The sequence below is a fragment of the Micromonospora sp. WMMD964 genome, from assembly GCF_029581455.1.
Taxonomy (GTDB): domain Bacteria; phylum Actinomycetota; class Actinomycetes; order Mycobacteriales; family Micromonosporaceae; genus Micromonospora.
The window spans coordinates 5,928,889-5,942,885 of record NZ_CP120860.1; the positions used below are offsets into that span (position 1 = coordinate 5,928,889).

The 13,997-nt window shown below is 67.9% G+C and carries 11 protein-coding genes and 1 tRNA gene; 3 read left to right on the forward strand and 9 right to left on the reverse strand.

All coding sequences use genetic code 11. The features are described from left to right. Window positions 1-87: 87 nt before the first annotated feature. The 8 genes from polA to O7616_RS26990 form a co-directional block, all read right to left on the reverse strand. The gene (gene polA, locus O7616_RS26955) at window positions 88-2,787 is read right to left on the reverse strand and encodes a DNA polymerase I (RefSeq protein ID WP_282304554.1); all 2,700 of its coding nucleotides are present in this window, start codon (window positions 2,785-2,787) and stop codon (window positions 88-90) included. Window positions 2,788-2,973: 186 nt separating this feature from the next. Continuing rightward, the gene (locus tag O7616_RS26960) at window positions 2,974-3,687 is read right to left on the reverse strand and encodes an ABC transporter ATP-binding protein (protein WP_282304555.1); all 714 of its coding nucleotides are present in this window, start codon (window positions 3,685-3,687) and stop codon (window positions 2,974-2,976) included. Further along, on the reverse strand, window positions 3,674-4,615 hold the full coding sequence (locus tag O7616_RS26965) for an ABC transporter ATP-binding protein (RefSeq protein ID WP_282304556.1): 942 nt from the start codon (window positions 4,613-4,615) through the stop codon (window positions 3,674-3,676). Before O7616_RS26965 ends, O7616_RS26960 begins: the two co-directional genes overlap by 14 nt. After that, window positions 4,608-5,786 (reverse strand): branched-chain amino acid ABC transporter permease, encoded by a 1,179-nt coding sequence (locus O7616_RS26970; protein WP_282257731.1) that lies wholly within the window; start codon window positions 5,784-5,786, stop codon window positions 4,608-4,610. Before O7616_RS26970 ends, O7616_RS26965 begins: the two co-directional genes overlap by 8 nt. Beyond that, window positions 5,783-6,766, reverse strand: coding sequence for a branched-chain amino acid ABC transporter permease (locus O7616_RS26975; RefSeq protein ID WP_282304557.1), 984 nt, complete (start codon window positions 6,764-6,766; stop codon window positions 5,783-5,785). The genes O7616_RS26970 and O7616_RS26975 overlap by 4 nt, the downstream gene beginning before the upstream one ends. Window positions 6,767-6,833: 67 nt before the next feature. Beyond that, window positions 6,834-7,985, reverse strand: a complete 1,152-nt coding sequence (locus tag O7616_RS26980; protein WP_282304558.1) for a branched-chain amino acid ABC transporter substrate-binding protein — start codon at window positions 7,983-7,985, stop codon at window positions 6,834-6,836. Window positions 7,986-8,339: 354 nt separating this feature from the next. After that, the gene (locus O7616_RS26985; protein ID WP_282304559.1) at window positions 8,340-9,518 is read right to left on the reverse strand and encodes a hypothetical protein; all 1,179 of its coding nucleotides are present in this window, start codon (window positions 9,516-9,518) and stop codon (window positions 8,340-8,342) included. Window positions 9,519-9,578: 60 nt separating this feature from the next. Then, window positions 9,579-10,202 (reverse strand): response regulator, encoded by a 624-nt coding sequence (locus O7616_RS26990; protein WP_088991522.1) that lies wholly within the window; start codon window positions 10,200-10,202, stop codon window positions 9,579-9,581. Window positions 10,203-10,299: 97 nt separating this feature from the next. Here O7616_RS26990 and O7616_RS26995 point away from each other — a divergent pair. The 3 genes from O7616_RS26995 (at window position 10,300) to O7616_RS27005 (ending at window position 12,393) form a co-directional block, all read left to right on the forward strand. Next, a tRNA-Leu gene (locus O7616_RS26995) sits at window positions 10,300-10,374 on the forward strand. An 18-nt stretch (window positions 10,375-10,392) separates the two neighbouring features. After that, a complete protein-coding gene (locus tag O7616_RS27000; protein ID WP_282304560.1) occupies window positions 10,393-11,160 on the forward strand; it encodes a transcriptional regulator in 768 nt (255 codons plus the stop codon). Window positions 11,161-12,162: 1,002 nt separating this feature from the next. Then, window positions 12,163-12,393, forward strand: a complete 231-nt coding sequence (locus tag O7616_RS27005; RefSeq protein ID WP_282304561.1) for a transposase — start codon at window positions 12,163-12,165, stop codon at window positions 12,391-12,393. 181 nt (window positions 12,394-12,574) lie between these two features. On the opposite strand, the gene O7616_RS27010 is transcribed toward O7616_RS27005, so the two are convergent. Further along, complete coding sequence (locus tag O7616_RS27010; protein ID WP_282302854.1) at window positions 12,575-13,861, reverse strand: IS256 family transposase; 1,287 nt, start codon at window positions 13,859-13,861, stop codon at window positions 12,575-12,577. Between the last annotated feature and the right edge of the window lie 136 nt (window positions 13,862-13,997).

A 13,997-nucleotide genomic window follows, 5' to 3' on the forward strand; every position in this document is an offset into this window, starting at 1 on the left:
GCCCATGACACCTACGGCCGCGACAAGGACGACCAGGTCAGGGTTCCGGGCCAGCCCGACCCGCAACCCGCCTACCGCGATCAAGACCTAGTGATCGGCGCTGTTCCAGTCCCGGCCTTCGCCGACCGAGACCTCCAGCGGCACCGACAGCGGGTACGCGCCGCCCATCTCGTGGCGGACCAGTGTCTCCAACGCCTCCCGCTCACCGGGGGCGACCTCGAAGACCAACTCGTCGTGCACCTGCAACAGCATGCGCGACCGCAGCCCGGCTTCGCCGAGGGCGGTGTCGACGTGCAGCATCGCGACCTTGATGATGTCGGCCGCTGAGCCCTGGATGGGGGCGTTGAGCGCCATCCGCTCGGCGATGTCGCGGCGCTGCCGATTGTCGCTGACCAGGTCGGGCAGGTAGCGGCGGCGACCCAGGATGGTCGAGGTGTAGCCGTCCTGGCGAGCCCGGGCGACGACCTGCTGGAGGTAGTCACGCACCCCGCCGAAGCCCGCGAAGTAGTTCTCCATCAGCCCGCGCGCCTCTTCGGTGCTGATGCTGAGCTGCTGCGACAGGCCGAACGCGCTGAGCCCGTACGCCAGGCCGTAGTTCATGGCCTTGATCTTGCGGCGCTGGTCGGGGGTGACCTCGTCGAGTGGCACCCCGAAGACCGACGAGGCGGTTGCGGCGTGGAAGTCGGCACCGGAGTTGAAGGCGTCGATGAGTGCGTCGTCCGACGACAGGTGCGCCATGATGCGCATCTCGATCTGGCTGTAGTCGGCGGTGAGCAGGCACTCGTAGCCCTCCCCCACCACGAAGGCCCGGCGGATGCGCCGCCCCTCCTCGGTGCGGATCGGGATGTTCTGCAGGTTGGGTTCGGTGGAGGAGAGCCGACCGGTGGCCGCCACCGTCTGGTTGAAGGTGGTGTGGATCCGGCCGTCGTCGGAGACCGACTTGAGCAGACCGTCCACCGTCGACTTGAGCTTGGCCACGTCGCGGTGGCGCAGCAGATGCGCCAGCACCGGGTGCGGCTGCTGGGCGTAGAGCCACTGCAGGGCGTCGGCGTCGGTGGTGTAGCCCGTCTTGATCTTCTTGGTCTTCGGCAGGCCCAGCTCGGTGAAGAGGATCTCCTGCAACTGCTTGGGTGAGCCGAGGTTGAACTCCCGACCCACCGCCTCGTACGCGCCCTGCGCGGCGGCCTTCACCTCGGCGGCGAAGTGCGCCTCCAACTCGGACAGGTAGTGGGTGTCGGCGGCGATGCCGGTGCTCTCCATGCCGGCCAGCACCCGCATCAACGGCAACTCCACCCCGGCCATCAGCCGGGCGGACTGCTCGCCGTCGCGGGACAACTCGGCGTCGATCGCGTCGGCCAGGTCGAGGGTGGCCCGGGCCTGGAGCATCAGGTTCTGCTCGGCGATGCCCTCGTCACCCAGCCCGTCGAGGGTGAGCTGACCGGACTCCGGCACATCGACCCGCAGCTCCCGGTGCAGGTAGCGCAGCGCCAGGTCGGTGAGGTCGTAGGAGCGCTGGTCGGGGCGGGCCAGGTACGCGGCGATCTGGGTGTCGCGGACGATGCCGGCGAGTTGCCAGCCGTGCGCGGCGCAGGCCAGCACCGCCGGCTTGCTGTCGTGCAGCACCTTGGGGCGCTGCGCGTCGGCCAACCATGCGGCCAGGGCGCCCTCGTCGGTCGGGTCGAGCCGCGCCGGGTCGACCCAGGCCGCCGCGCCGCCGGCGGTGGCCAGCGCCAGGCCGGTGATCGAGGCGGTGTGCCGGCGGTTGACGCCGGTGTCGAGCTTGACCGCCAGCCCGACCGGGGTGCCGGTCGGGGCGTGCGTGCCCAGCCAGCCGGCCAGCGCGCCCGACTCGGTGAGCACCTCGCCGGCCAGGTCGAACCCGGACTCGGCCTCCGGCTCGACCGCCTCCAGGTACTGGTAGAGGCGGTCGCGCAGGATGCGGAACTCGAGGGTGTCGAAGACCTGGTGCACGGCCTCCCGGTCCCACCCGGTCCAGCGGGTGTCCTCCGGGCGCAGCGGCAGCTCCAGGTCGGAGACCAACCGGTTGATCTCGTAGTTGCGGATCACGTCGGCGAGGCGCTCCCGCAGGCTGTCGCCGGCCTTGCCCTTGATCTCGTCGGCGCGGGCGATCACGCCCTCCACCCCGCCGTACGTGGTGATCCACTTGGCTGCGGTCTTCGGGCCGACGCCGGGGATGCCGGGCAGGTTGTCGCTGGACTCGCCGACGAGAGCGGCCAGGTCACGGTACTGCTGCGGGCCGACGCCGTACTTCGCCTCGATCGCCGCCGGGTCCATCCGGGCCAGGTCGGAGACGCCCTTGCGCGGGTAGAGGACGGTGATCTGGTCGTCGACCAACTGGAAGGCGTCCCGGTCACCGCTGCTGATCAGGACCGACATGCCCTGGTCGCGGGCCTGGCAGGCGAGGGTGGCGATGACGTCGTCGGCCTCGAAGCCCTCCTTCTCCACCACCGGGATCTGGAGCGCGGCGAGGACCTCCTTGACCAGGCTCACCTGGCCCTTGAAGTCGTTCGGGGTCTCGCTGCGGCCGGCCTTGTACTCCGCGTACTGCTCGGTGCGGAAGGAACGGCGGGAGACGTCGAAGGCCACCACGATGTGGGTGGGCTGCTCGTCGCGCAGGACGTTGATCAGCATCGACGTGAAGCCGTACACCGCGTTTGTCGGCTGACCCGTCGTGGTGGAGAAGTTTTCCACGGGCAGGGCGAAGAAAGCCCGGTATGCCATGGAATGTCCGTCGACGAGAAGCAGGCGCGGCGTCGTAGCTGTCACGGCAGCGACTCTAGCCCGTCGCACCGACATCCCTGGTCGGCGGCACCGGGTGACACGACGCCAAAACGACGCGCGACCGGCGGCCGACCACCGGCCACCCCACCAGCGACGCCACGACGACGGGCGCCCCGAACGCCGACGGCCGGCCACCCCACCAGGGGGGTGACCGGCCGCCGCTCGGATGACTCAGGCCACGCCGAGGTACGCCTCCTTGACCGACGGATCGTGCAGCAGGTCCTGACCGGACCCCTCCTTCACGATCCGACCGGTCTCCAGCACGTAGCCGCGGTGTGCCCGCGACAGCGCCTGCTGGGCGTTCTGCTCCACCAGCAGGATGGTGGTGCCCTGCTGGTTGATCTCCGTGATGATGTCGAAGATCTGCCGGATCACCAGCGGGGCCAGACCCATCGACGGCTCGTCGAGCAGCAGCAGCTTCGGACGGCTCATCAGCGCCCGACCGACGGCGAGCATCTGCTGCTCACCGCCGGAGAGCGTGCCACCGGCCTGCTTGCGCCGCTCGGCCAGCCGCGGGAAGAGGCCCAGCACCCGGTCCAGATCGGCGGCGATGCCGGCGGAGTCCCGCCGGGTGTACGCCCCCATGTCCAGGTTCTCCATCACCGTCATGCCCGGGAAGATCTGCCGGCCCTCCGGCGACTGACACAGCCCCCGGACCACCCGCAGGTCGGCCCGGAGCTTGCTGATGTCCTCACCGTTGAAGGTGATCTTCCCCTCCGACAGCGACCGGGTCCCGGAGATGGCCCGCATCGTGGTGGTCTTCCCGGCGCCGTTCGCGCCGATCAGGGCCACCACCTCACCCTCGTTCACGGTGAGGCTGATCCCGTGCAGCGCCTCGATCCGACCGTAGGCGACGGAGACGTTCTCCAGCTCAAGCAGCGTCATCGGCGGGCTCCCCCAGGTACGCGGCGATCACCTTCGGATCGCGGCTGACCTCCGCGGGCGCACCCTCGGCGATCTTGCGGCCGAACTCCAGCACCACGATCCGATCGGTCACGCCCATGACCAGCCGCATGTCGTGCTCGATGAGCAGCACGGTCAGGCCCATGTCCCGGATCTTGCGGATCAGGGTGAGGAGTTCCTCCTTCTCCGCCGGGTTGAAGCCGGCGGCCGGCTCGTCCAGGCAGATCAGCTTCGGCTCGGTGGCCAGCGCGCGGGCGATCTCCAACCGGCGCTGGTAGCCGTACGGCAGGTTGCGCGCCTCGTCGTTGGCCCGGTCGGCGATGCCGACGAAGCGCAGCAACTCCAGCGCCTTGGCCTCCGCCGCCCGCTCCTCCAGGATGTGCCGGGACAACCCGAACGTCTTGGCGAACGTCCGGCGCGTCTCCTGCCACGTCCGCTGGATGCCCGCCTCGGCGGTCACCTGCGGCAACTCGTGCGGCTTCGCCTTCTTCCGGGGCAACCGGAAGAGGGCCCCGGGCACGCTGGTCTTGTGCCGGGAGTCCGTACCGACCATGACGTTCTCCAGAGCCGTCATCTCCGGGAAGAGACGGATGTTCTGGAACGTCCGGGAGATGCCCAACTGGCTGATCTGGTGCGGCTTGCGGCCGGTCACCTTCTGGCCGCGGAACAGGACCGCCCCCGAGGTCGGCTTGTAGACCCCGGTCATCACGTTGAAGCTGGTGGTCTTGCCCGCGCCGTTCGGCCCGATGAGGCCGAGGATCTCGCCCTCGTAGATCTGGAAATTGATCTTGTCGAGGGCGACGACGCCACCGAAGCGCAGCGTGACGTCGTCGACTTCGAGCAACACCGACCGAGGTCCGGGCTGCGCCGGGATCTTCGGCGCGGACGTGCTGGTGGTCTGGTCAGACATGAGCGGGCGCCTCCTCTGCCTCCGACGCGCGGTCCTTCAACTCGCGGGCTCGCCGCCGGCTCGGGATCAGACCCTGCGGACGCAGGATCATCACCAGCACCATGGCCAGGCCGAAGACCAACCACCGGTAGTCGGCGAAGTCGCGGAACCGTTCCGGCAGGTACGCCAGCAGCACCGCGCCGAGCGAGACACCGAGCATGTTGCCGGAGCCACCGACCACGACCATCGCGACGAAGAGGATCGAGAGGTTCGCGTTGAACTGGGTCGGGTCGATGAACGCGTTCCGGCTGCCGAACAGGAAGCCGGACAGGCCACCGAGCGCCGCGCCCATGGCGAACGCCCACAGCTTGAACTTGAACGGGTACACGCCCATCACCGCGGCGGCGTCCTCGTCCTCGCGAACCGCCAGCCAGGCGCGACCCACCCGGCTGTGCTCCAACCGACGGACCAGGATCACCATCAGCAGGACGAAGGTGATCGCCAACCAGTACCACGGCTTCGCATCGATCAGACCGAAGACCTTGTTGTCCGCCGAGGGCGGACCCTCCGGGCCGGGAATCGCGGAGATGCCCACCGGACCGTTGGTGACACCGGTGGCGTTGCGGGCCACGATCCGGATGATCTCACCGAAGCCGAGCGTCACGATCGCGAGGTAGTCACCGCGCAGCCGAAGCGTCGGCCAGCCCAGCAGCACCCCGGAGATCATCGTCAGCACGATCGCGATCAGGAGACAGATGCCCCAGGTCACGGCCCACGTGGGCGGCAGGTCGAACTCCTGCTGGATCCACTTGACCACCGGCGAGTTCACCGAACCGAACAGCGCCACGCTGTACGCGCCGATGGCGAAGAAGCCGATGTAGCCGAGGTCGAGCAGACCGGCGAGGCCGACCACCACGTTCAGACCGATCGCGACCAGCACGTAGATGGCGCAGACGAAGAGCACGCCCGCCCAGTTGTTGCCGCCCTCGATCGAGTCGGTACGCAGATCGTTCAGGCCCGGGATCATCAGACCGCCGGGCAACTTGCCCAGGTACGGCAGGGAGTAGATGAAGACGAGCAGCGCCACCACACCGATGGCCTTCTGCCACTTCGGCAGCGCCCGCCAGCGCTCGCCGACCGAGTTCAGGAAACCGACCCGGCGGCGGTCCGCGGTGCGAATCTTGTCGATCATGCGCGGGCCCTCCCGAGCGACTCACCCAACAGGCCGGTGGGCCGGAACATCAGCACCACGATCAGCACCACGAAGGCGATGACGTCCTCCCAGTTGGACGCGAAGAGCGTCGCGCCGTAGACCTCGACGATGCCCAGGAAGAGGCCGCCCAGCAGCGCACCGCGCAGGTTGCCGATGCCGCCGAGCACCGCGGCGGTGAACGCCTTCAGGCCGAGCACGAAGCCGATGCTGTTCTGGGTGAAGCCGAACCGCATGCTCCACAACAGAGCCGCGGCGCCGGCCATGATGCCACCGAGCACGAAGATCAGCATGATCACGCGCTCCTGGTTGACGCCCATCAGCGCGGCGGTCTCCGGGTTCTGGGCCACCGCCCGCACACCCCGGCCGTACCGGGTGCGGTTGATGAACCAGTCCAGCAACGCCATCATCGCCACGGCCGCGATGAAGACGATCAGCTGGATGTTCGTGATCGCGGTGTTGCCGATGGTGAACAGGGTCTCCTGCTGGATGATCGTCGGCATACCGACGATCTGGCGGGGCCGACCGAAGACGTCCGGCAACGCGCCACCGAGCAGCTTCGGCAGCACCTGCCCGAAGAGCTCCACGAAGACCAGCGACAGACCGATCGCGGTGATCAGGAAGATCAGCGGCGGGGCGTTCTTGCGCCGCAGTGGTCGATACGCGACCCGCTCGAGCGCCAGGGCCGTGCCGCCGGAGGCGACCGCCGCGACGACCAGACCGAGCACCAGGAACAGGATCGCCTGGCCGATGGGTGGGTTATTTTGCACTCCGATCTGGTTCCAGAGGATCAGCACCGCGAAGGTACCGACCATGAACACCTCGGAGTGCGCGAAGTTGATCAGGCGAAGGACGCCGTAGACGAGGGTGTAGCCAAGGGCGATCAGGGCATAGATGGCGCCCTTGGACAGGCCGTCGACCGTGTGCTGGCCGAGATGGCCGATCAGTTCATCGAAATGCACCGGGGGTCTCCTTGAATCGAGTGCGGCCGGGGTGAGACACCCCGGCCGCACTCCATTTCGTGGGGCGTCAGCTGAGCTTGAGCTCCTGCAGCGGCTCGATGGCCTCGCCCTTGATCTGGTAGGCCCAGATGACGACCTTCGTCGGGTCGACGTCGCCCTTGGCGTCGAACTTGATGTACTTCGACACGCCCTGCTTGTCGTACGACTTCACGAACGCCAGGATGTCCGCCCGGGTCTTCTTGCCGGCCTTGAAGGCGTCCAGGAAGATCATCGCGCCGTCGAAGCCCTCGGCGCCGTAGGAGCCCGGCGGGATGCCGAACTTCTTCTGGTAGTCGGCGGAGAAGGTGCCGCCGGCCTTGTCGGCCGGGAGGCACGGGCAGGTGATGATCGCGCCCTCGGCGCCACCAGAGGCGCCCTTCGGGAACGCGGTGTCGTAGAGACCGTCCGGGCCGACGAACTTGGCGTTGACGCCGGCGGCACGCATCTGCTTCACCAGCGGAGCGGCCTCACGGGTGTAACCGCCGTAGAAGACGAAGTCCGCCTGCGCGGCCTTGATCTTGGAGACGGTGGCGTCGAACTGCGTCTGCCGCTCCTGGATCTTGTCCTTGTTCACGACCAGCGGGCCGAGCTGCTTGCCCAGCTCGTCGGTGATGCCGGCGCCGTAGGCGCTGGCGTCGTCGACCATGAAGACCTTCTGCGCGTTCTGGGACTTCAAGTAGCTCGCCACCGCACCGGCCTGCGTGCCGTCGTTGCCGACCACGCGGTAGAAGGACGTGTTGCCCTTCTGGGTCAGGTCCGTCCGGGTCGCCGAGGGGCTGACCATCGCCAGGCCGGCGGCCTGGTAGATCGGCATCGTCGCGTCCGACTCACCGGAGAAGTGACCACCGATGACACCGAGGAACGAGTTGTCGCCCGCGATCTGGTTCGCGAACGGGGTCGCCACCGCGGGGTCACCCTGGGTGTCGAACGGCTGCATGGTGACCTTGCAGTCCGGGTTCGCCGCGTTGAACTGCTCCACGGCGAGGTTCGCGCCGTTCAGCGACGGGATCACCAGACCCGCGTTGTCACCCGTGAACGCGCCGAAGATCGCGATCTTGCCACCGCAGTCACCCGACGCGGTCCCACCCTCGCCGCCACCGGAATCCTGGCAACCAGCCGCGACCACCAGGGTCGCGGCGAGCGCAACGGTGCCCAGCGCCCGTACATAGCTTCGCCTCACGGCTTCCTGACCTCCTCCAGATGCGACCCGGCTGACCCGAAGCGACGGCGACAGCAGCAGACCGCAATTCCACCCACCCCGCAGGGACGCCCCCTGCGTTACGGCTCGTGATGGCGGAGCGTACCGACACCGCATACCGTCCCGGAAGGCCTGAACGCGGGGTCTGCGAAACCGTTACGAAGACGTGGGCAATCTTGTCGATGTCCGTCACAGGTGAATCGGCCAGACGGTCCTTAAGCCCACGCCCCGGTCGAATACCACCCACGCTCACACGGGCCGCTTCAAGCCGATGAACAGCGCCCTGAGCAGCGGAAACAGCGTGATCGGGGCGGGCCGGCACAGCACAGTCGACTTTCAGACCCCGGACCCGTTCGCCCACCACAGCCCGGCCCGGGTGCCGTCGTCCGCAGCCAACCACCACCGGTCACCAACCGCCACCAGCGTCACGTCCCGGTCGACGCCCGCCGGCACGTCGAGTGGCAGCGCGGCCTCCCGCCACGACCCACCACGATCCGCCGACACCCACACCGAATGCCGCGCCCCGTCGACCACCGCGGCGAACAGCCGATCGCCCGACGACACCAGCGACGCCACCGCCGGCACCCCCGCGCCGGCCCGCCGCCCGAACGTCCCGGCCGCCACCCAGCCCGCCGCCTCCTGCCGCCACGCGCCGAACGTCCCGCCACGCAGGCCGACCGCCACCGGCACCCCGCCGACCAGCGCCACCCGCTGCAACTCCTCGTACTCCGAACCGCCCGGCAGCACCGTGCGCCGCCACGACCGCCCGTCCGGCGACGACCAGAACGCCGGATCCCGGTCGATCCGACCGACAGGCAGGAGACCACCCACCGCCAGCCAACCCGCCGACGTCGCCACCGAGTCGAACGCCCAGGTCACCCCCACCGGATCACTGGCCAACTCCGGCGCACCCTCGACCAGCGTGAACTCCGCCGCGTCCGGCGAACCCACCCAGGAGGCCGCCCCCGCCGAACGGTTGCCGACGATCAGCCAACCCTGGGGACCGGCCGCCAGACGGGACACGTTCACCGCCGTCGGCCCGCCGTACGTCTCGAACGACGCCTGCACCTCGACCAGCGCGCCGTCGGCCACCTGCCGCCACGTGCTCACCCGCGGATAGCCGTGCGCCCCACCGACCTTCGCGCCGATCAGCGCCGCCTTCCCATCCCGGCAGGCCACCGACAGGAACACGTTCTGCCGACCGTAGAACGATTCCGGACGCACCGGCAGCACCGTCCAGGTCGTACCGTCCACACTGGTCCAGGCCGCCGGACGCGTGCCGCCCTCGGCGTCGACGACGCCACCGACCACGAACCACCGGCCCGCGCATGCCGCCGCGTCGCGTACCACCGGACGCCCCGCACCGCCCGGCGGCACCGGCAGCGTCAGCGGTTGCCAGGCCGGTCGCGACGCCGACGCGGGAGGCGTCGTCGGCGCGCCGCCGCCCGACCCGTCGCACCCGGCGAGCGCCAGCGTGAAGAGGCCGAACACCGCGATCACCCGTCGGACGGACACGCGTCGATGCTAACCACCGGAGGTCACGCCCGGCGGCCCCGCGCGGGCCGGATCAGGCGCTCAGACGGTGGGCTGCTGCGACACCTCGCCGCCGGCGGTCTCCGCGAGGATCCGCTCGGCGACCTCCTTCATGGTCATCCGGTGGTCCATCGCCGTGCGCTGGATCCACTTGAACGCCTGCGGCTCGGTCATCCCGTAGGTCGTCATCAGCGCGCCCTTGGCCCGTTCCACCGCCTTGCGGATCTCCAGACGGTCGGTCAGGCTCGCGACCTCCGCCTCCAGGGCCGCGACCTCCGAGTAGCGCGACAGCGCGATCTCCACCGCCGGGACCAGGTCGCTCTTCTGGAAGGGCTTCACGAGGTACGCCATCGCGCCCGCCGCCCGCGCCCGCTCCACCAGGTCACGCTGGCTGAACGCGGTGAGGATGATCACCGGAGCGATCCGCGCGCCGGCGATGCGCTCGGCGGCGGCCAGCCCGTCCATGATCGGCATCTTGATGTCGAGGATGACCAGATCGGGCTTCAGCTCCTCGGCGAGGCGGACGGCTGTCTCGCCGTCACCGGCCTCCCCCACCACCTCGTAACCCTCTTCGACAAGCATCTCGGCGAGGTCCAGCCGGATCAGCGCCTCGTCCTCGGCGATCAGTACGCGCCTGCGCTCGGCATCCGTCGGCATCTCAGCCACCAGCCCTACCCCCACCAGTTCGAACGCGGCACCCGCCCAGCCGGGTGTCACCGCCCTCAGCGTAGTGGGTATCCTGTCAGTGCTGAATCAGGGAAGCGCCCTCGTAGCCCAACTGGCAGCAGGCAATGGTCTCAAACTCCATACAGTGTGGGTTCGAATCCCACCGAGGGCACAAATTAATGTCGTACGGATGTTCGAGCATGGTCTCGTGCATCCACCCGAGATCCGCGCGCGTGCGCGGCAACTCTTCCTTGCTGGCAGCACGGTTGCTGACACGGCTCGTGCTACCGGCCTGCCCTATCGGACCGTCTGGCACTGGTGCAACGACAGACCCGAGGCGAAGTTCCAGGGCACGCAGCTCAGGTGCTTCCGCTGCCGTGAGGGTGTCGACAGTCCGACAGACCCCCGTGCCTACGCCTATCTGCTCGGTCTGTACCTCGGCGATGGCCATCTGGTCACGACGGCCCGGGTGCCGGTCTTGCGCATCTACTGCTCCAACGCCTGGCCAGGGCTGATCGAGGCATGTGACGCGACCATGCGTGCTGTGCTCGCCGCTAAGGTGCAGCGGGTCCAGAAACAGGGCTGCGTCGGCGTGCAGAGTTACGGCAGCCACTGGCCGTGCCTGCTGCCACAGCACGGTCCGGGCAAGAAGCACGACCGACCGATCGTCCTGACCGACTGGCAACGGCCGATTCTCGAAGATCATCCCGGTGACTTCCTGCGCGGGCTCTTCCACTCCGACGGCTGCCGAACAGCCAACCGGGTCACGACGCGAGGTCGGCACTACATCTATCCGCGTTACATGTTCGTCAACGAGTCGGCCGACATCATGGGGCTCTGCCAGTGGGGCCTCGACCTGCTCGGCGTCGCCTGGCGGATGAACCGACGAAACTCGCTGTCGGTGGCGCGACGCGACGCGGTCGCCACGCTGGACCGGCACGTCGGCCCGAAGTCCTGACTGCGCCGCAACCGCAACACCGGCCATCCCCACACCCGATCCCCTAGATGGGGGGTACCGGTCGGTGCACCCAGCGGATGACGACGCGCTGTGGCATGCTGCACCGCCTGCATTGCCCGTCTGCAGTCGCGGAGAGCGGCCTTCATTGGGTGAGCCTGAGCACGATCAGAACTGCAACCAGCGACGCAGCACGTGGTGAGGTGCCGGGCCGGGCCAGCCCGAATAACGATCCACACTTGATGCGCGGATGAGCGCCGCCTATATGCAGGCCGGCGAACCCGGCGGCTAGCCAATTCCACAAATCGCATAAGGCAACTTTGGTTTAACGCCGGCACGACGCCACGGGGTGGTTGTGCCGCCTCTGGGCGCCAAGTGAACTCGACCCTAGCAGGGTCGCCCCGGCCCTTCAAGAGCAATAGCGGGTTGCAAATAGATCTATTAGACGTTAGGTTTCGTTGCAAGCCATCTCACCTAGGGAAACGGGGAGCCAAGATGAAGAGGGCATTCACAAGGATCGCAGTGCCGGTGCTGGTAGCGGGATCGATTCTCGCAGCACCTTCCGCCGCGTCCGCTGTCGGCGTCTGCACGAAGAGCCTCACCAGCACCTCCGTCAGCTACACCTGCAACAAGGGCGGCGGACCGCAGTGGTTCGCCGCTGTTGCCTACTGCATCGACAGCGCCGGTAACAGCTGGGTCCGCACTGGCCCTGCACGTAATGGTTCGGGGACCTCGACTGCGGTCTGCACCGGCGGAGCAGGTACGCAAATCTACGCCGACTCCCTTTCCACGTGGGGCTAGACTTAGAGTCAGTGAATTAAGTTATACGCGCCACCCCACTTCTCCGGGGTGGCGCGTATAACTTAGTTCGGCTGTAATTAGCAAGACTCAAGGTCCGACGGGGTCATCCAGTCGATTCCCGAGCATTGATTCAGGCAGCGGAATCGGTTGACCGTCACGGCCCGCTTGACGCCTAGCCTCGCACCTTCATGAAGGCTGGCGGTGGTGGCGAATCGGGAACGTGAAATGCTCGCCTGGAACCAAACTTTGCTCCTGAAAGGCGAACTGACCAACGCCGAACCGAAGAAACGGCGCTACCAGCTCTTGCACGTCCCCGCCCAGATCACCCGATCCGCCCGCCGCACCCGCCTGCGCATCGCCGGACACTGGCCCTGGGCCACCGTCCTCGCCGCCGCGTTCAACCGCCTCGCCGCGCTACCCCGGCCCATCACCTGAACCCACTATCCCACCACCACGAACACCCGGAGGACCCCGGCCACTCACCCCGGCCACCAGCCCGAACAACCATGCAAAAGATCCACAGACCCGCCTCAACGACCCCCCTTAATCAACAGTTGGGGGCGAAAGGCCGAGGCTAGGGGGGCTGTCTCGCTAAGGGTGTTTCCGGCGATCTTGGTTAGTAGGTTTCAGCGGCTGGGAAGCGGTCGCTGAAGGTGATGGCGAAGGCGTTCAACGCGGGTTTCCAGCGCATCGTCCATCGGGTTCTGCCTGCTCCGGTGGGGTCCAGGGACCGGGTCACCAGGTATAGACACTTCAACGCGGCCTGCTCGTTGGGGAAGTGGCCGCGGGCTTTCACGGCCCGTCGGTAGCGGGCGTTCAACGACTCGATCGCGTTGGTCGAGCAGATCACCCGCCGGATTTCGACGTCGTAGTCGAGGAACGGGACGAATTCGGCCCAGGCGTTGTCCCACAGGCGGATCACCGCCGGATACCGGCCGCCCCACTTGTCGGCGAGATCGTCGAACGCTGCCCTGGCAGCTTGGGCGTTGACGGCGGTGTAGATCGGCTTGATGTCGTGCTTGAGCGCGTCCCAGTACTTGCGGGAGGTGAGCCGGAAGGTGTTGCGGATCAGGTGGATGATGCACGTCTGCACCACCGCGCGGGGCCACACATTGGTGACGACCTCGGGCAGGCCTTTGAGCCCGTCGCAGACGAGGAAGAACACATCCTTCACGCCTCGGTTGCGCAGGTCGGTCAGCACGCTCATCCAGAACTTCGCGCCCTCACCACCGGTGCCGGCCCACAGCCCGAGGATGTCCTTCTCCCCGTCGAGGGTGACCCCGATCGCCGCGTAGAACGGCCGGTTGGCGACCTGCCCGTCACGGACCTTGACCACGATCGCGTCGATGAACACCGCCGCGTAGATCTCGTCCAACGGGCGGTGCGACCAGTCGACCATCTCCTCGATCACCTTGTCGGTGATTCGCGAGATCGTCTCCTTCGACACCGAAGCCCCATAGATCTCGGCGAAGTGCGCCGAGATCTCCCCGGTCGTGAGGCCTTTGGCATACAGCGACAACACGACCTCGTCGACCCCGGACAGGCGCCGCTGCCGCTTGCGGACGATTTGCGGGTCGAACGTGCCGGCCCGGTCCCGCGGCACGTCGATCTGTACCGGACCGGTGCTGTCGGTCAGCACCGTCTTCGACCGGGTTCCGTTGCGGACGTTGCCCGACCCAGCAGCGGCCTGGTCGTGTTTCTCGTAACCGAGATGCTCGGTCATCTCCTCGTTGAGCGCGGTCTCCAAGACCGTCTTGGTCAACTGCTTGAGCAACCCGTCCGGGCCCGTCAACGACAGCCCTTGTTCCTTAGCGGCCCGGACCAGCTCGGCGGCGGCCTTCGCCTCCGCCGACGGCTCGGCCCGCTTCTTACGTCCGGTCTGGTCGTTCAGTGTCGCGGTCATCACGGCACCCTCCTCACCAGGCACAACGCCCGGCGGGTCAGGCCGGAAACACCCTTAGATCCACACTCCCAGGCTAGGGCAGGAACCCGGAGCGGTGTCGCGGACCCGGGCGACCGGATCGGTCAGGCGATGCTGC

What these genes read in the sequence shown, in the direction of transcription:
- O7616_RS27000 (WP_282304560.1), top strand. Translation starts at nt 10,393, where the DNA reads ATGTTCGAGCATGGTCTCGTGCATCCACCCGAGATCCGCGCGCGTGCG.
- O7616_RS27010 (WP_282302854.1), bottom strand. Translation starts at nt 13,861, where the DNA reads ATGACCGCGACACTGAACGACCAGACCGGACGTAAGAAGCGGGCCGAG.
- O7616_RS26970 (WP_282257731.1), bottom strand. Translation starts at nt 5,786, where the DNA reads ATGATCGACAAGATTCGCACCGCGGACCGCCGCCGGGTCGGTTTCCTG.
- O7616_RS26960 (WP_282304555.1), bottom strand. Translation starts at nt 3,687, where the DNA reads ATGACGCTGCTTGAGCTGGAGAACGTCTCCGTCGCCTACGGTCGGATC.
- O7616_RS26965 (WP_282304556.1), bottom strand. Translation starts at nt 4,615, where the DNA reads ATGTCTGACCAGACCACCAGCACGTCCGCGCCGAAGATCCCGGCGCAG.